This is a genomic window from Streptomyces sp. NPDC127098, assembly GCF_042722465.1.
Taxonomy (GTDB): domain Bacteria; phylum Actinomycetota; class Actinomycetes; order Streptomycetales; family Streptomycetaceae; genus Streptomyces; species Streptomyces millisiae.
This window is the reverse complement of record NZ_JBHXFJ010000045.1, coordinates 45,500-62,695: the sequence shown is the minus strand read 5'-3', so window position 1 is coordinate 62,695 and position 17,196 is coordinate 45,500. Positions and strand designations below refer to the sequence as shown.

General features: G+C 71.4%; 13 protein-coding genes. 3 read left to right on the top strand and 10 right to left on the bottom strand.

What is annotated here, in order from left to right:
- Positions 1–239 precede the first annotated feature (239 nt).
- The 3 genes from ACFWI8_RS25080 to thyX form a co-directional block, all read right to left on the bottom strand.
- Complete coding sequence (locus ACFWI8_RS25080) at positions 240–1,925, bottom strand: ribonuclease J (protein ID WP_387095530.1); 1,686 nt, start codon at positions 1,923–1,925, stop codon at positions 240–242.
- Positions 1,926–2,061: 136 nt separating this feature from the next.
- Positions 2,062–2,961 (bottom strand): 4-hydroxy-tetrahydrodipicolinate synthase, encoded by a 900-nt coding sequence (gene dapA, locus ACFWI8_RS25075; RefSeq protein WP_387095527.1) that lies wholly within the window; start codon positions 2,959–2,961, stop codon positions 2,062–2,064.
- 197 nt (positions 2,962–3,158) lie between these two features.
- A complete protein-coding gene (thyX, locus tag ACFWI8_RS25070) occupies positions 3,159–3,851 on the bottom strand; it encodes an FAD-dependent thymidylate synthase (RefSeq protein ID WP_311601276.1) in 693 nt (230 codons plus the stop codon).
- A 170-nt stretch (positions 3,852–4,021) separates the two neighbouring features.
- Here thyX and ACFWI8_RS25065 point away from each other — a divergent pair, with 170 nt between their 5' ends.
- Entirely contained in the window at positions 4,022–4,222 is a 201-nt protein-coding gene (locus ACFWI8_RS25065; protein ID WP_387095524.1) for a hypothetical protein, read from the top strand.
- Positions 4,223–4,291: 69 nt separating this feature from the next.
- Complete coding sequence (locus ACFWI8_RS25060) at positions 4,292–4,840, top strand: hypothetical protein (RefSeq protein WP_387095521.1); 549 nt, start codon at positions 4,292–4,294, stop codon at positions 4,838–4,840.
- A 223-nt stretch (positions 4,841–5,063) separates the two neighbouring features.
- Here ACFWI8_RS25060 and ACFWI8_RS25055 read toward each other — a convergent pair whose 3' ends face one another.
- From ACFWI8_RS25055 to eccD, 6 genes are all read right to left on the bottom strand, one after another.
- The gene (locus ACFWI8_RS25055; protein WP_311601228.1) at positions 5,064–5,516 is read right to left on the bottom strand and encodes a hypothetical protein; all 453 of its coding nucleotides are present in this window, start codon (positions 5,514–5,516) and stop codon (positions 5,064–5,066) included.
- Positions 5,517–5,518: 2 nt separating this feature from the next.
- The gene (gene dapB, locus ACFWI8_RS25050) at positions 5,519–6,289 is read right to left on the bottom strand and encodes a 4-hydroxy-tetrahydrodipicolinate reductase (RefSeq protein WP_387095518.1); all 771 of its coding nucleotides are present in this window, start codon (positions 6,287–6,289) and stop codon (positions 5,519–5,521) included.
- A 54-nt stretch (positions 6,290–6,343) separates the two neighbouring features.
- On the bottom strand, positions 6,344–7,708 hold the full coding sequence (locus ACFWI8_RS25045) for a M16 family metallopeptidase (RefSeq protein WP_387095515.1): 1,365 nt from the start codon (positions 7,706–7,708) through the stop codon (positions 6,344–6,346).
- The gene (locus ACFWI8_RS25040; protein ID WP_387095512.1) at positions 7,705–9,930 is read right to left on the bottom strand and encodes a polyribonucleotide nucleotidyltransferase; all 2,226 of its coding nucleotides are present in this window, start codon (positions 9,928–9,930) and stop codon (positions 7,705–7,707) included. Before ACFWI8_RS25040 ends, ACFWI8_RS25045 begins: the two co-directional genes overlap by 4 nt.
- 333 nt (positions 9,931–10,263) lie before the next feature.
- Positions 10,264–10,554 (bottom strand): 30S ribosomal protein S15, encoded by a 291-nt coding sequence (gene rpsO / locus ACFWI8_RS25035; protein WP_132931842.1) that lies wholly within the window; start codon positions 10,552–10,554, stop codon positions 10,264–10,266.
- 199 nt (positions 10,555–10,753) lie between these two features.
- Complete coding sequence (eccD, locus tag ACFWI8_RS25030) at positions 10,754–12,178, bottom strand: type VII secretion integral membrane protein EccD (protein ID WP_387095508.1); 1,425 nt, start codon at positions 12,176–12,178, stop codon at positions 10,754–10,756.
- A 157-nt stretch (positions 12,179–12,335) separates the two neighbouring features.
- Here eccD and eccCa point away from each other — a divergent pair, with 157 nt between their 5' ends.
- Entirely contained in the window at positions 12,336–16,292 is a 3,957-nt protein-coding gene (gene eccCa, locus ACFWI8_RS25025; protein WP_387095505.1) for a type VII secretion protein EccCa, read from the top strand.
- Positions 16,293–16,542: 250 nt separating this feature from the next.
- Here the strand turns inward: eccCa and ACFWI8_RS25020 are convergent, their stop codons facing one another.
- Positions 16,543–17,196, bottom strand: a complete 654-nt coding sequence (locus ACFWI8_RS25020) for a hypothetical protein (protein ID WP_387095502.1) — start codon at positions 17,194–17,196, stop codon at positions 16,543–16,545.

Here is a 17,196-nt window from a genome sequence, read left to right as displayed (position 1 = left end):
GAGAACAATTTGATTCTCGCATTGATCAATCAAAAAATCTGGCATTGACTTCTTGGCACACTGTTGAGTTCTCAAGGAACGGACGCTACCTTCGGACCCCTCTCAAGGCCCTCCGGGCTTCCCTTCGTCTGCACCGCCGCGACCGGGGCCCTTCGGGGTTCCCCCCGCGGCGGTGACGTAAACGTACTTGAGCGGAGCGCCCGGATGCAAATCCGGGCGCTCCGCCGGCAGATGGAGCGTCAGACGTCCATGACCACGGGCATGATCATCGGCCGCCTGCGGTAGGTGTCGGAGACCCACTTGCCCACGGTTCGCCGTACCAGCTGCTGGAGTTGGTGCGGGTCGACCACGCCGTCCTGCGCGGAGCGGGACAGGACCTCGTCGAGCTTCGGGAGGACCGCGGCGAAGTCCGAGTCCTCGATGCCGGAGCCGCGGGAGTGGATGCTCGGTCCGCTGACGATCTTTCCGGTGCTGCTGTCCACCACGACGAAGACCGAGATGAACCCCTCGTCGCCCAGGATCCGGCGGTCCTTGAGGCTGGCCTCGTCGACGTCGCCGACGGACAGGCCGTCCACGTACACGTAGCCGGCCTGGACCTTGCCCACGATCCTGGCCTTGCCGCCGACGAGGTCGACCGCGATGCCGTCCTCGGCGATGACGATGCGCTCCGGTGGAACGCCGGTCATCGCCCCGAGTTCGGCGTTGGCCCGCAGGTGGCGCCACTCGCCGTGAACGGGCATCAGGTTCCTTGGCCGGCAGATGTTGTAGAAGTACAACAGCTCGCCCGCCGAGGCGTGGCCGGAGACGTGGACCTTGGCGTTGCCCTTGTGGACGACGTTGGCGCCCCAGCGGGTCAGTCCGTTGATGACGCGGAACACCGCGTTCTCGTTGCCCGGGATCAGCGAGGAGGCCAGGATGACCGTGTCCCCCTCGACGATCCTGATCTGGTGGTCGCGGTTGGCCATCCGGGAGAGAGCCGCCATCGGTTCGCCCTGCGAGCCGGTGCACACGAGGACCACCTCGTGGTCCGCGAGGTCGTCCAGGGTCTTCACGTCGACCACGAGTCCGGCTGGAACCCGCAGATAACCGAGGTCCCTGGCGATGCCCATGTTGCGCACCATCGAGCGGCCCACGAAGGCGATGCGGCGCCCGTGTTCGTAGGCGGCGTCCACGATCTGCTGGATGCGGTGCACATGGCTGGCGAAGCTGGCCACGATGATGCGTTTCTCGGCCCGCGCGAAGACCTGGCGCAGGACGCCGGAGATCTCGCGCTCCGGCGCCACGAAGCCCGGGACCTCGGCGTTGGTCGAGTCCGACAACAGCAGGTCGATGCCCTCCTCGCCCAACCGGGCGAAGGCGCGCAGGTCGGTGAGGCGACCGTCGAGCGGCAGCTGGTCCATCTTGAAGTCGCCGGTGTGCACGGCCATGCCGGCCGGGGTGCGGATGGCGACGGCCAGGGCGTCGGGGATGGAGTGGTTGACGGCGACAAACTCGCAGTCGAAGGGGCCGATCCGCTCCCGGTGGCCCTCGCTCACCTCGAGGGTGTAGGGGCGGATGCGGTGCTCCTGGAGCTTCGCCTCGAGCAGGGCCAGCGTCAGCTTGGAGCCGATCAGCGGGATGTCGGGTTTCTCGCGGAGCAGGTAGGGGACGCCCCCGATGTGGTCCTCGTGCCCGTGGGTGAGGACGATGCCGTCGATGTCGTCGAGGCGGTCCCTGATGGAGCTGAAGTCCGGCAGGATCAGGTCGACGCCCGGCTGTTCCTGCTCGGGGAACAGGACGCCGCAGTCGACGACGAGCAGCCGGCCTCCGTACTCGAAGACGGTCATGTTGCGGCCGATCTCGCCGAGGCCGCCGAGCGGGGTAACACGTAGGCCACCCTCAGGAAGCGTCGGCGGGGGGCCGAGTTCTGGATGGGGATGACTCAATGGACTCTCCTGACCACGCGCGCCACCGCCCCCGGGTGAGAGCCTGTGGCGCGCGTGTCTCTGTGCAATGGTCGGTATTCAGTTATCACCTTCGCGGTGACGCTCTTGTTCTCCGGAGTCGCGCTCCGGGCCGTTCTCAGATCTGTACCCCGCCGGCCGCCAGATCGCGCCGGAGCTGCTCGGTCTCGGCCTCGGTGAGGCCGACGAGGGGGAGCCGCAGGGGGCCGCTCGGCAGCCCGCGCATCGCCAGGGCGGCCTTGGAGGTGATGACGCCCTGGGTGCGGAACATCCCGGTGAAGACGGGCAGCAGTCGCTGGTGGATCTCGGTGGCCTTGGCGACGTCCCCACTGGTGTGGGCGTCGACCAGGGCGCGCAGCTCGGGCGTGACGACGTGGCCGACGACGGAGACGAAGCCGATGGCACCGACCGACAGCAGCGGCAGGTTCAGCATGTCGTCACCGGAGTACCAGGCGAGGCCGGTGGTGGCGATCGCCCAGCTGGCACGGCCGAGGTCGCCCTTGGCGTCCTTGTTGGCGACGATGCGCGGGTGGGCCGCGAGTCTGGTCATCGTCTCGGTGGTGATGGGGACGCCGCTGCGGCCGGGGATGTCGTAGAGCATGACCGGCAGCTCGGTGGCGTCGGCGACGGCCGTGAAGTGCTGGTAGAGCCCTTCCTGCGGCGGCTTGTTGTAGTACGGGGTGACGGTGAGCAGGCCGTGGGCTCCGGCCGCCTGGGCGGCGCGGGCCAGCTCGATGCTGTGCCTGGTGTCGTTGGTGCCGACTCCGGCCACCACATGGGCGCGGTCGCCCACGGCCTCGACCACGGCGCGCACGAGCTGGGCTTTCTCCGCATCGCTGGTCGTCGGGGATTCGCCGGTGGTGCCATTGACGATCAGGCCGTCGTTGCCGGCGTCCACCAGGTGGGCAGCGAGCCGCTGCGCGCCATCGAGGTCGAGAGAGCCGTCCGCCGTGAATGGCGTGACCATGGCGGTCAGGACCCGCCCGAAGGGGGTTTGCGGTGTGGAGGTCGGAGCCATAGGTTCCACGCTACTCGCAGCTCAGCGGGGAGTAGCCCAGCGGGGCGGACAAGGAGTGGATCCCGGCGCTGCCTGCTCGGGGGTTCAGACAGCGCCGGGTCCGTTCAATCACCCTAGATGAACTTCGCGAAATGTCGCAATACGTGACACTTCTATCAGGTTTTCCGAGGTCCACATGAACGCACCGACCGCGTCGACTACGGGGCGACCCGGCCGTTGGCGTTGAAGGCGGCGTACGTGAGCGGCATGAGACCGGCCCAGGCGCGCTCCATCAGCTCGGCCACCATCTCGATCTCCCGCTGCGGGAAGGAAGGCACCCGGGACCGCTCGTCCTTGGTGCGCAGGCCGAGGAAGTGCATCAGGGAGCGGGCGTTGCAGGTGGCGTACATCGAGGAGTAGAGGCCGACGGGCAGGGCCGCCCTGGCCACCTCGCGGGCCACGCCGGCGGCCAGCATCTCCTGGTAGGCCGCGTAGGACTGGCGGTAGCTCTCCTCCATGGTCTTGGTGACCAGCGCGTGCTGCTCGGGGGTGCCGGGCACGAACTCGTACTTCCCCGGACGCCCCTGCTGGACGAGCTTCCGGTCCTCCCCCGGCACGTAGAAGACGGGCTCGAGCTGGCGGTAACGACCACTCTCCTCGTTGTACGACCAGCCGACGCGGTGCCGGTGGAACTCGCGGAAGACGAAGATCGGCGCGCTGATGAAGAAGGTCATCGAGTTGTGCTCGAAGGGGCTGCCGTGTCGGTCGCGCATCAGGAAGTTGATCAGGCCCTTGGAGCGCTCGGGGTCCTTGCTGAGCTCGTCCAGCGACTGCTCACCCGCCGTCGAGACGCGGGCCGCGAAGAGCACGTCCGTGTCGGAGGCGCTGTGCTTGATCAACTCGACGGTCATGTCGCTGCGGAAGCTGGGGGTGTCGGTCACGGCCCCCACCCTAGACGTCGGCACCGACAGTGATTCCAGCCGTCCGGCAAATCGGACTCTGGGCATCGAGTCGGATTCTTCACCTGATAACTTTGTATTGACTCACTCGGGGGAGTCCATTCAGGGGAGGGAGCGACCAGATGACGCATCACGACGACTTCTCCAGCAACGTCACCCGGCCCAGGCGACCCCGCCCCGGCGTCGGGCAGCTGCTCGGACACGTGCTGTTCGCCCTGGTCGTGATCTCCGGCCTCGTCGGCGCCCTGCTGCTGGCCGGACCCGCTCTCGACGTCGAGCACCAGACCGCTCCGCAGGCACCGGAGGCGGCCACCAATCCCTGAGCGCGATAGCCTCACCGTTCACAGCCCGTCCCCTGTGTGATCCGACTGTGATACGAACGAGGACCCGTCGTGCCCCTTGCCTTTCTCTCGGCCGACCGTGACACCGCCGCAACCGGTCAGGACGTCGTGCCCCCACATCCCGACCCGAGCAAGTGGCGGCGCCCCTACCGGCTCGGCCCGTGGCGCGTCGGCATCGCCGCCTTCACCCTGCTGATAGCGGCCTACATGCTGATATCCGCGCTGATCATCGCGGTGGCCGGCACGCTGGCCGGCGCCACCGCCACGGTGGCGATCGCCGCCCTCACCATCCTGTTCTCACTGCGGCTGCTGCGGATGGGCGTCTGGGTCAGCAGCCGCGGGCTGCGCCGCGTCGGCCTGCTGACCACCCGGACGCTGCGCTGGCGCGACATCGCCCGGATCAGCACCGTCCAACAGCCGGTGCGCTGGCTCGGGCTGCCGCGGAGCGTCCAGGGCCAGGCGGTCCAGATCGAACTCCGGCAGGGCGAGCCGCTCGCCCCCCTGCTCACCGACCACAGCGTCGACTTCCTCGGCCGCCGGGACCTCTTCGAGCGGGCCGCCGACGTGCTGGAGGCCTGGGCGGCCGAGAACCGCCACTAGGGTCTGTCTTTTGGATCTTCGTGGATCAGCGAGCGGCGGATGGCGCCCGCCTGGCAAGGCGCCCCACGCGGCGGAGCCGCACGTCAGCCGCAGCGCAGCTCGTACTTGGCCGTACTCGCGCGGCGTCGATATGCCGCTCCGCGGCGTGGGGGCAACGCAGCCTGAGGGCTCGTCGCGAGCCCACGAAGATCCCAAAGACAGGCCCTCACCGGCCCTCGCCGCGTCAGGAGCGCGGCGGGCGCCCCGCGTGCAGGGCGATGGCGTGCTGCATCGCCTTCCGGGCGCGGGGCGTGTCCCGGGCGTCGTGGTAGGCGACGGCGAGCCGGAACCAGCAGCGCCAGTCCCCCGGGTTGGCCTCGGTCTCGGCCCGCCGCCGCGCGAACGCCGCGTCGGCCGCCGCCCGGTCGACCCGACCGCTGGGCGTCCTGGCCAGGTCGTCCACCGGCAGCCCGCCCTCGGCCTCCAGCTCCCGCGCCAGCCGGTTGGCGCGCAGCACGAAGTGGGCGCTGCGCCACAGGAACCACGCGCCGAGCAGCGGCAGCACGAGCACCGCGACGCCGAGCGGCACCGTGACCCAGGTGCCCTCGCCGATCAGCAGCACGCCGCGGTGCCCGACCAGACCGAAGTAGCCGACGAGCACCACGCTGAGCAGCAGGAAGAGCAGCCTGTCCCGCACGGCTAGCCGTCCAGATCCAGGCTGTGCAGATCCAGCAGGTGCTCAAGCCCCAGGGTGAGCCCCGGGGCACCGCCGATCCGGCGGATCCCGAGCAGCACGCCCGGCATGAAGGAGCCACGGTTCATCGAGTCGTGGCGGATGGTGAGGATCTCGCCGTCCCCGCCGAAGAGCACCTCCTGGTGGGCGACGAGGCCGCTGAGCCGCACCGAGTGCACCGGCACCCCGGCGACGGCGGCGCCGCGCGCGCCGTCCAGGGCGCTGCTTGTGGCGTCCGGCTGCGGGCCGAGGCCGGCCGCGGCGCGGGCCTCGGCGACGATCTCGGCGGTGCGGGCCGCGGTGCCGCTGGGGGCGTCGGCCTTGCCCGGGTGGTGCAGCTCGACGATCTCGGCCGACTCGAAGAAGCGGGCGGCCTGCCGGGCGAACTGCATGGTCAGCACGGCGCCGATGCTGAAGTTCGGCGCGATCAGCACCCCGACCCCCGGCGCCTCGGCCAGCCAGCCGCGCAGCGTCGCGAGACGCTCGTCGGTGAACCCGGTGGTGCCGACCACCCCGTGGATGCCGTGCCGGACGCAGAACTCCAGGTTGGCCATCACCGCGTCGGGGTGGGTGAGGTCGACGGCGATCTCGGCGCCCGCCTCGGTCAGGGTCTCCAGCTTGTCGTTCCGACCCAGCGTGGCGACCAGCTCCATGTCGTCCGCCGCCCCGACGGCGCGGACGGCCTCGACGCCCATCCGGCCGCCGGCGCCGATGATCGCCACCCGCTGCTTGCTCATCACGTATCCGTTCCTTCCCCAGCGTTCTTTCCCGCGGCTCCGAGGCCCCGGGGCCTAGGACATCGCCTCGGTCAGGCGCGCGGCGCGCCGGTCGTTCAGCGGGCCGATGACGGACAGCGAGGGGCGCTGCCCCAGTACCTCGCGGGCGACCCGGCGCACGTCGTCCGGGGTGACCGCCGCGATGTGCGCCAGCAGTTCGTCGACCGAGAGCTGCTGGCCCCAGCAGATCTCGCTCTTGCCGAGCCGGTGCATCAGGGAACCGGTGTCCTCCAGGCCGAGCACGGTGGACCCCGCCAGCTGGCCGATGGCCCTTTCGACCTCCTCGTCGGCGAGCCCCTTCTCCGCGACCTCCGCGAGCTGCTGTCGGCAGATGTCGAGCACCTGGTCGAGCCGGTCGGGCCGGCAGCCGGCGTAGACGCCGAACAGGCCGCAGTCCGCGTAGCCGGAGGTGTGGGCGTAGACGTTGTAGGCGAGACCGCGCTTCTCGCGGATCTCCTGGAAGAGCCGCGAGCTCATCCCGCCGCCGAGCGCGGTGGACAGCACGCCGAGCGCCCAGCGCCGCTCGTCGTGCCGGGAGACGCCGGGCATGCCGAGCACCAGGTGTGCCTGCTCGGTGCGGCGCTCCACGATGTCGACCCGGCCGGCGGGGCGCACCTCGCGGTGGCCGCCGCGCGGGCCCACGGGCTCGGCGCCGGTGCCGGACGCGCCGGCCCGGTCGAAGGCGGCCGTCACCAGGTCGACGACGGTGGCGTGCTCGGCGTTGCCGGCGACGGTGACCACCAGCCGGGTCGGGTCGTAGTGCCGCCGGTAGAAGCGGGCGATGCGGTCCCTGGTCAACGCGTTGACCGTGTCGACGGTGCCCAGCACGGGACGGCCGAGCGGGCTGTCGCCGAAGAGCGTGTGCGCGAAGAGGTCGTGGACGCCGTCGCTCGGGTCGTCCTCGGTCATCGCGATCTCCTCGAGGATGACGTCACGCTCGGCGTCCACCTCCTCGGCCGGGAGCAGCGAGCCGGTGAGCATGTCGCAGACGATGTCGACGGCGAGCGGCAGGTCGCTGTCGAGGACGCGGGCGTAGTAGCAGGTGAACTCCTTCGTGGTGAAGGCGTTCATCTCGCCGCCGACGGCGTCGATGGCCGAGGAGATCTCCAGCGCGGTGCGCCGGCTCGTGCCCTTGAAGAGGAGGTGTTCCAGGTAGTGGGTGGCGCCGCCCTGGGCCGGGGTCTCGTCGCGGGAGCCCACCCGGGCCCAGATCCCGAACGACACGGAGCGCACCCCGGGCACCGTCTCGGTGAGGATCCGCAGACCCGAGGGCAGCACGGTCCGCTGGACCGTCGTTCCGTCGCTGTGGCGTGGACGGGGCACGGCCCGCCCCACCGGATCGGTGGGGCGGGCCGTCTCCGTACCGGTCGGTCGGCTCACTTCTCGGTGGCGTCCTTCTCGGTGGCCTCGGCGGCGGGCTCCTCCTCGTCCAGCACGGGGACGAGGGACAGCTTGCCGCGCTGGTCGATCTCGGCGATCTCGACCTGGACCTTCTGGCCCACGCCGAGCACGTCGTCCACGTTCTCCACGCGCTTGCCGCCGGCCAGCTTGCGGATCTGCGAGATGTGCAGCAGGCCGTCCTTGCCGGGGAGCAGGGAGACGAAGGCGCCGAAGGTGGTGGTCTTGACGACGGTACCCAGGTAGCGCTCGCCGACCTCGGGCATCGTCGGGTTGGCGATGCCGTTGATCGTGGTGCGGGCGGCCTCGGCGGAGGGGCCGTCGGCGGCGCCGATGTAGATGGTGCCGTCGTCCTCGATGGTGATGTCGGCGCCGGTGTCCTCCTGGATCTGGTTGATCATCTTGCCCTTGGGGCCGATGACCTCGCCGATCTTGTCGACCGGGATCTTCACCGTGATGATCCGCGGCGCGTTGGGGGACATCTCGTCCGGGACGTCGATGGCCTCGCTCATCACGTCCAGGATGTGCAGCCGGGCGTCGCGCGCCTGCTTGAGGGCGGCGGCGAGCACCGAGGCCGGGATGCCGTCCAGCTTGGTGTCGAGCTGGAGGGCGGTGACGAACTGCCGGGTGCCGGCGACCTTGAAGTCCATGTCGCCGTACGCGTCCTCGGCGCCGAGGATGTCGGTGAGGGTGACGTAGTGCGTCTCGCCCTCGATCTCCTGGGAGATCAGGCCCATCGCGATGCCGGCCACCGGCGCCTTCAGCGGCACGCCCGCGTTCAGCAGGGACATGGTGGAGGCGCAGACCGAGCCCATGGAGGTCGAGCCGTTGGAGCCGAGCGCCTCGGAGACCTGACGGATCGCGTAGGGGAACTCCTCGCGGCTGGGCAGCACCGGGACGAGCGCCCGCTCGGCCAGCGCGCCGTGGCCGATCTCGCGGCGCTTCGGGGAGCCGACGCGGCCGGTCTCACCGGTGGAGTAGGGCGGGAAGTTGTAGTTGTGCATGTAGCGCTTGCGGGTCACCGGCGAGAGGGTGTCCAGCTGCTGCTCCATGCGCAGCATGTTCAGCGTGGTGACGCCCAGGATCTGGGTCTCGCCGCGCTCGAAGAGGGCCGAGCCGTGCACCCGCGGGATGGCCTCCACCTCGGCGGCCAGGGTGCGGATGTCGGTGACGCCGCGGCCGTCGATGCGGACCTTGTCGCGGATGACGCGCTCGCGGACCAGCTGCTTGGTGAGGGAGCGGTAGGCGGCGGAGATCTCCTTCTCGCGGCCCTCGAACTGCGGCAGCAGCTTCTCGGCGGCGACCGACTTGATCCGGTCGAGCTCGGTCTCGCGCTCCTGCTTGCCGCCGATGGTGAGCGCCTGGGCCAGCTCGTCGCGGACGGCGGCGCTCAGCGCCTCGAACACGTCGTCCTGGTAGTCCAGGAAGATCGGGAACTCGCCGGTCGGCTTGGCGGCCTTGGCGGCCAGGTCGGACTGGGCGCGGCAGAGGACCTTGATGAACGGCTTGGCGGCCTCGAGACCGGCGGCGACGACCTCCTCGGTGGGGGCGGTGGCGCCGCCCCTGACCAGCTCGATCGTCTTCTCGGTGGCCTCGGCCTCGACCATCATGATGGCGACGTCGCCGTCGGGCAGGACCCGGCCGGCCACCACCATGTCGAAGACGGCCTCCTCCAGCTCGGTGTGGGTCGGGAAGGCGACCCACTGGCCGCGGATCAGGGCGACCCGGGTGCCGCCGATCGGGCCCGAGAACGGCAGCCCGGCCAGCTGGGTGGAGCAGGAGGCGGCGTTGATCGCGACCACGTCGTAGAGGTGGTCGGGGTTGAGCGCCATGATCGTCTCGACGATCTGGATCTCGTTGCGCAGGCCCTTGCGGAAGGAGGGGCGCAGCGGGCGGTCGATGAGCCGGCAGGTGAGGATGGCGTCCTCGGAGGGGCGGCCCTCGCGCCGGAAGAAGGAGCCGGGGATCTTGCCGGCCGCGTACATCCGCTCCTCGACGTCGACGGTGAGCGGGAAGAAGTCCAGCTGGTCCTTGGGGTTCTTGGAGGCCGTGGTGGCCGAGAGGACCATGGTGTCGTCGTCCAGGTAGGCGACGGCGGAGCCGGCGGCCTGCCTGGCGAGGCGGCCGGTCTCGAAGCGGATGGTGCGGGTGCCGAACGGGCCGTTGTCGATGACGGCCTCGGCGTAGTGGGTCTCGTTCTCCACCTGTGTCTGTCTCCTCTGCTCGCCCCCGCCCGGTGGCGGCGGCGTCGGCGGTGGAGCACCCCCGCACTGGCCGGCCATCGATCGAAGCTCCCGGGGCGACGCCCGGGGGCCACTACCGAGGACCGGCGACGGTTCGGAAGGCGCTCCGCCTCGTACGTGTCTCCTGTGTCCTGTATGGCGCGTGCCGTACGGGACCAGCCTACAAAGGCATCGGGTTCCCGGCTCGGTTTCCACCCCCCGGTGGGGGCACCGGCCGGGATCGCCGGATCCGGCATCAGCGGATACGGCGAAGGAGCGGCCGCCGCGTGCGGTGGCCGCTCCCTCTGGGGCGTGTTACCGGGCGCCCGCCGCGCCGCGGCGGATGCCCAGGCGCTCGACCAGGGTCCGGAAGCGCTGGATGTCCTTGCGCGCCAGGTACTGGAGCAGGCGCCGGCGCTGACCCACCAGGAGCAGCAGGCCCCGGCGGGAGTGGTGGTCGTGCTTGTGGGTCTTCAGGTGCTCGGTGAGGTCCGAGATGCGGCGGGAAAGCAGCGCGACCTGAACCTCGGGGGAGCCGGTGTCGCCTTCTTTGGTGGCGAACTCGGCGATGATCTGCTGCTTGGTGGCGGCGTCGAGCGACGACACACGTACTCCTCGAATGATGAGTGATTGCCACCGAGTGCCCCTGGTCTGAACCGCAGGGGAGCTTCCGGAACTCGGGAGGCGGGGTCCGCTGAGCGCTTCCTCCAGAAGACTCCGGGGGCGCGTACGCAAACGGCCAGTGAGCACCGTACAACAGATCCGCGTCCCCTGGCACATCGGCCCCTGGTCGCGGGGCGGCCGGTCAGTCGCCCGTCAGGCCGCGGACCCTGGTGTAGACGTCGAGGACGGCCAGGCAGAGCGGGATCAGGGAGAGCAGCACCGCGCCCTCGGCGAGGTCGAGCGCCCGGCCCCAGAAGGGGGTGAGGCCGGCGCGCGGCACGATGAGGGCGATCGCGACGAGGAGGCAGGCGGCGGCGGTGAGCGCGGCGGTCAGCCACAGCACCCGCAGGCCGCCGGAGCCCTCGGCGTCCAGCGCGAAGCCGGCGACCAGCAGCGCCAGGGAGCCGAGGCCGGCGACCAGCAGCACCACCACCTGAACGGCGTAGCGGAAGAGGCGGGCGCGGGTGAGCAGGGCCAGGCCGGCGGCGAGTGCGAGGAGCTGCGCCCAGCCGTCGGCGGAGAAGCCGAGGACGCCGGCGGCGACGGTGGCCAGCGCGGCGCAGCCGCCGGTGAGGCCGAGCAGGATCTGATGGCCGCGGCGGGCCTGGGCCGCGATGCGCTCGGTGTCGACGGCGCCGGCCTGGGCCGGCTCCTGGCCCGGGCTCTCGTAGCCGGGGCGGGGCGCGACGTAGCCGATGGGCAGCCGGACGACGGCGGCCGAGAGCGCGGGCAGGAAAGCGAGCGTGCCGAGGGCGACCGGGACGCTGACGGCGGCGGCCGCGGCGGGGGTGGCCTCGGTGAGGATGGCGCCGAAGGTGGTGAGGGCGCCGAGCGCCGCGGCGCAGGCGGCCGCCGCGAACCAGCCGGCGAGCCCGGGCACGGCGGCGACCAGGGCGGCCGACACCACCAGGACGGCGAGGCAGCCGAGGAGCAGTTCGAGGCGGCCGACGCCGTGGCCCTCGTCGAGCGGCAGCGCTCCGGTGCCGGCGACCAGCGCGTGCGGCAGCGCGGCGAGCCCCGCGGTCAGGGCGCCGGCCGCGTCGTCGTAGACGCGGGCGCGGACGGCGGCGAAGGAGGCGAACAGCACGGCGAGGATCGCCGCCAGCACGCCGGGCAGGCCGTGCGTCTCGTGCCGGACGGGGTCGGCGTACCAGAGCACCAGGGCGGTGAGCACGGCCAGCGCGCCGGCGGCGGTGAGCCCCGCGGTGCGCAGCAGCCGCTCGTTCCACAGCCGCCGGTCGTGGGTGACGGCCTCGGCGATGGCGTCGGTGACGTCGTCGTGGACGGGCGGCGGCAGCGAGTCGGCGAACGGCCGCAGCGTCAGCACGTCGCCGTCGAGAACGCGCTGGGCGCCGAGCGTGCGCGCGCCGTCGAGCACGGTGCCGTCGCGGCGCACCAGGTGGTAGCCGACGGGGGCGCCGGGGTCGGGGGCCCGGCCGGTGAGGCGGAGGATCTCTGGATACAGGTCGGCGAGCGGGATGTCCTCGGGCAGCGCCATGTCGGTGCGGCTGTCGGGCGCGGCGACGGTGACCCGGCAGTAACCGGTGGCTGCGGTCGTCGTGCTCACGGAACGTATCCCCCTCGTGCCAGGCCCACGGACTGCGGCCGCCAACCCTATCGGCAGAGCGCGGTCCCATGGGCACGCCGGGGCGAAACCGCTCTGCACTAGGATCTGTCGCCCGACGACACCAAACGACTACCAGCCGTCGCCGCGGGGGGACTTCGTGAGCCAGATCGTGGTCAAGCGTCCGCCGAGGTCGTTGCCTGACAGGATCCCGGACGAGCCCGTGACCCTGCTGCCGCCGCCCGAACTGCCCAGGGGGCAGCAGGAGGGCGTGTTGATGCAGCTCGTGCCGATGTTGGGCATGGGCTCCTCGGTGGTGTTCTTCTTCATGCCGAACGCCGCGCCGATGATGCGGGTGATGGGCCTGCTGATGCTGGTGTCCACGATCGGCATGCTGATCGCGATGGTGGTGCGGTTCCGGCGCGGCACCCAGGGGCAGATGGCGCAGCTGCGCCGTGACTACCTCAAGTACCTGGCGCGCACCAGGACGCGGGTGCGGGAGACGGCGCGCGAGCAGCGGGACACCCAGCTGTACCTGCACCCGGCGCCGGAACAGCTGTGGGCGCTGGTCGCCGAGGGCAGCCGGGTGTGGGAACGGCGCCCCGGGGACGCCGACTTCGGCCAGGTGCGGGCGGGCCTCGGCGAGCACCAGCTCGCCACGCCGCTGGTGGCGCCCGAGACGGCGCCGGTCGACGAGCTCGAACCGCTGACGGCGCGTTCCATGCGGCGCTTCCTCGACACCCACGGCACGATCGGCGGGCTGCCGGTGGCGGTGTCGCTGCGCGGCTTCTACCACCTGACGGTCACCGGCGAGGCCGAGGCGGCCCGGGGCACGGCCCGTTCGCTGGTCGCCTCGCTGGTCGCGCTGCACTCGCCGGAGGACATGACGCTGGCGGTGGTGACCTCGGCCGAGGCGGCCGGGGACTGGGAGTGGGTGAAGTGGCTGCCGCACGCGCAGCTCGCCACGTTCGACGGGGCCGGCACGCAGCGGCTCGTCGGGCGAACGGTGTCGGAGGTGGAGGAGCGTCTCGCCTCGGGGCTCGAGGGCCGGGGCCGGTTCTCGGCCAACGGCAAGCCGGTGCTCGACCAGCCGCACGTGGTGCTGCTGTTGGACGGGGCTCGGGTGCCGCCACACTCGGCGTTCGCGGCGGCCGAGGGAATCCAGGGCGTCACCGTCGTGGAGGTCAGTCCCGGCGGCCGGTCCGCCGACGAGCGCCGGGCGGGCCTGACGGTGTGGTCGGGACCCGGTGAGCTGCGCCTGACGTCGCCCGACGGCTCGTACTACGAGGGCGTGCCCGACGTGCTGTCGCTGCCCGCGGCCGAGGCGTTGGCCAGGCAGCTCGCGCCGCTGCGGCTCGGCACCGCGGCCGACGAGGACGAACCGCTCCTGGCCGACCTGGACTTCGCCGAGCTGCTCGGCCTCGGCGACCCGGCGGCCGTGGACACGGCCCGCACCTGGCGGCCGCGCGGCGCCGGCGAGCGGCTGCGGGTGCCGATCGGGGTGGACGAGGAGGGCCAGCCGGTGATGCTGGACCTCAAGGAGGCGGCCCAGGAGGGCATGGGCCCGCACGGCCTGTGCGTGGGCGCCACCGGCTCGGGCAAGTCGGAGCTGCTGCGCACCCTGGTGCTCGGCCTGGCCGTCACCCACACCTCGGAGACGCTGAACTTCGTGCTCGCCGACTTCAAGGGCGGCGCCACCTTCACCGGGATGGCCGGGCTGCCGCACGTGTCGGCGGTCATCACCAACCTGGCCGACGACCTGACGCTGGTCGACCGGATGGGCGACTCGATCCGCGGCGAGCTGCAGCGCCGCCAGGAGCTGCTGCGGGCCGCGGGCAACTACGCCAACCTGCACGAGTACGAGAAGGCGCGGGCCGCCGGCGCCCCGCTCGAACCGCTGGCCTCGCTGGTGCTTGTCATCGACGAGTTCTCCGAACTCCTCACGGCCAAGCCGGACTTCATCGACATGTTCATCCAGATCGGCCGCATCGGGCGCTCGCTCGGCGTCCATCTGCTGTTGGCCTCGCAGCGGTTGGAGGAGGGCCGACTCAAGGGCCTCGACACCTACCTCTCCTACCGGATCGGCCTGCGCACCTTCTCGGCCGCCGAGTCCCGCACCGCGATCGGCACGCCGGACGCCTACCACCTCCCGCAGATCCCGGGCTCCGGCATCCTCAAGTTCGGCACCGAGGAGATGGTCCGCTTCAAGGCGGCCTATGTCTCGGGCTCGTACCGGGAGCCGGCGGCCCGGCCTGCGTCCGCCGGGCCGCGCCCCGTCCACCGTCGACCGGTGCTCTTCACCGCCGCGCCGGTGCCGGTTCGGTTCGAGGAGCCGGCGCCGGCGCCGGCCGCGCCCCCGGTGGTCGCGGACGATCCGCTGTCGGAGACCGTGCTCGACGTGATCGTGCGCCGCCTCGAAGGCCGGGGCCCGGCCGCCCACCAGGTGTGGCTGCCGCCGCTCGACTCCGCGCCCACGCTGGACGAACTGCTGCCGGAGCTGAGGGAGTTGGAGGGTCGGGGCCTCCAGGCCCCGGGCCGTTCCGGAACCCTCTCCGTGCCGCTCGGCCTGGTGGACAGGCCGTTCGAGCAGCGCCGCGAGGTCCTCTTCCGCGACTTCTCGGGCGCCGGCGGCCACATGCTGATCGTCGGCGGCCCGCAGTCGGGCAAGTCCACCCTGCTGCGCACGCTGGTCGCCTCGTTCGCGCTCACCCACACCCCGCGCGAGGTCCAGTTCTACGGCCTCGACTTCGGCGGCGGCGGCCTGACCGCCGTGGCCGACCTGCCGCACGTCAGCGGCGTCGCCTCCCGCCTCGACCCGGACCGCGTCCGCCGCACGGTGGCCGAGGTCGCGGGCGTGCTGGCCGGCCGCGAGGAGTACTTCCGCCGGCACGGCATCGACTCCATCGCGACCTACCGGCGGCTGCGCGCCGAGGGCCGCCTGCCCGACGAGTCCTGGGGCGACGTCTTCCTGGTGATCGACGGCTGGGCGGCGTTCAAGCAGGACTACGACATGACGCTGGAACCGGTGGTCACGGACATCGCGGCGCGTGGCCTCGGCTACGGCGTCCACCTCGTCGTGACGGCGGCGCGCTACCTGGAGATGCGGCCGGCGTTGAAGGACCAGTTGGCGAACCGGCTCGAACTGCGCCTGGGTGACAGGTTGGAGTCGGAGTTCGACCGCAAGGTCGCAGCGGCCATCCCGGCCGACATCCCAGGCCGCGGCCAGACCCCGGACCGGCTGCACTGGATCTCGGCGCTGCCTCGACTGGACGGGGTGGCCCGGGCGGATGACCTGGCGGCGGGGACGGCCTCCCTGGTCGCCGCGGTGCGCGACGGCTGGACGGGGCCCACCGCGCCGACGTTGCGAACCCTGCCCGAGCGCCTGCTGGCCCAGGACCTGCCCAAGGGGTTCGAGCACCCGAACGCGGGCATCCCGATCGGCATCGGCGAGGCGGATCTGCGGCCCGTGTTCATCGACTTCGACCGGGACCCGTTCCTGCTCGTCATCGGTGAGAACGAGGTGGGCAAGACGGCGGCGCTGCGCCTGATCATGCAGAAGCTCACCGAACGCTACGGTCCCGAGGACGCCGTGTTCGCGATCACGGACTTCCGTCGCTCGCTCATGGCCGCCGCCCCGGAGAACCACGTCGGCGGCTACGCGACGACGGAGGCCAAGCTCGAAACGGACGTCCGGTCGCTGCTCTACCTCTTCGAGAAGCGGGCGCCCAAGGACGACATCACGATCGAGGAACTACGCGCCCGCAACTGGTGGAGTGGCCCACGCATGTTCATCATCGTCGACGACCACGACCTCGCCTCGGCCTCCGCCGCGAACCCGCTGGCCGCGCTGGCCGCGCACCTCCCCTACGCCAGGGACGTGGGCATCTCGGTGATCGTCGCCCGCAACGCCGCCGGCTTCTCCCGCGCGTCCTTCGACCCGCTCATCCAGCGCATGCGCGACCTGAGCGCCCAGGGCCTGATCCTCTCCGGCGACCCCCGCGAGGGCGACCTCCTCCACGGCACCCGCGCCCGCCCCCTCCCCCCGGGCCGCGCCCAACTCGTGACCCGCCGCCGGGACAATCCGCTGGTGCAGTTGGGATGGCTGCCGGAGGATTGACGCGAAGCGCAGTCGCCGGGCGCCGCTCGGGGAAGCCAGGCCATCTGGTTGGTGGCCGGGCGGCGGACTGGCCATAGGGGCCGCCGTAGTCGCTTGGGTGGTGTGGAACGGGCGGCAGCGGTGCCGGTATACGTCGGCACTGCGTCGCCACCAGGCGAGAGATAATGGCTGGTGGCGCGCCACCACGCCCGTCAACGCTGGGGCTGCCGACTCCCACACGTGTCCGTCCGCCCCCGCGCTCTCCAGTTGGTCAGCCGGCGAGCCGCTCAGGCGCGCCCTCAGCTAGACCTGACTCGTCGAGGCAACCGAACCTCTCGGCCACCGCGCGGGAGACGGAGTTGAGCACCGCGATGTGGCCGTCGCCGGCCGCCACGTCGTAGGTGAACAGGTCGCCGGCCAGGTAGCCTCCCGGAACGGAGTCCACCGGGCATGCGAACTCGAGGAAGGCGGAGCCGTCCTGTGTATAGGCGTACTCGCCTGTGGCGTACGCAACTTCGGACGGATCCGTTTCGCCGTTAGATGTCACTGCTTCCCGCCAGCCGAATTCGAGGGTTGCGATCGGGCGTTCCTCGTCCGCACCGTAGACGCGGCAGAATCCTTCCCAACGGCTCGCTGACTCGCGGAGGACTTCGAGGAACCCAGCCAGGTCCGGGGAGGTCGCCGACCGGTACCCACTGTCGCGGAATTCGTCGCGACCAGTGATCTCCTCGAACTCGCCCGCTGCGGCTTGTGAGATCGTCCCGTCGCAGACCTGCGTGGCCGGCACGCCGCTCGACGGCTCGGTGGCCGAAGCGTCGTCTTCGGGATCCGACGCACAGGAAGCCACCGTGAGCGCACTGATGATCGCCCACGAGACGAGCAACCGCGAGCCATACTGAGACCTCGAAGATCGAGTGGTGGACAT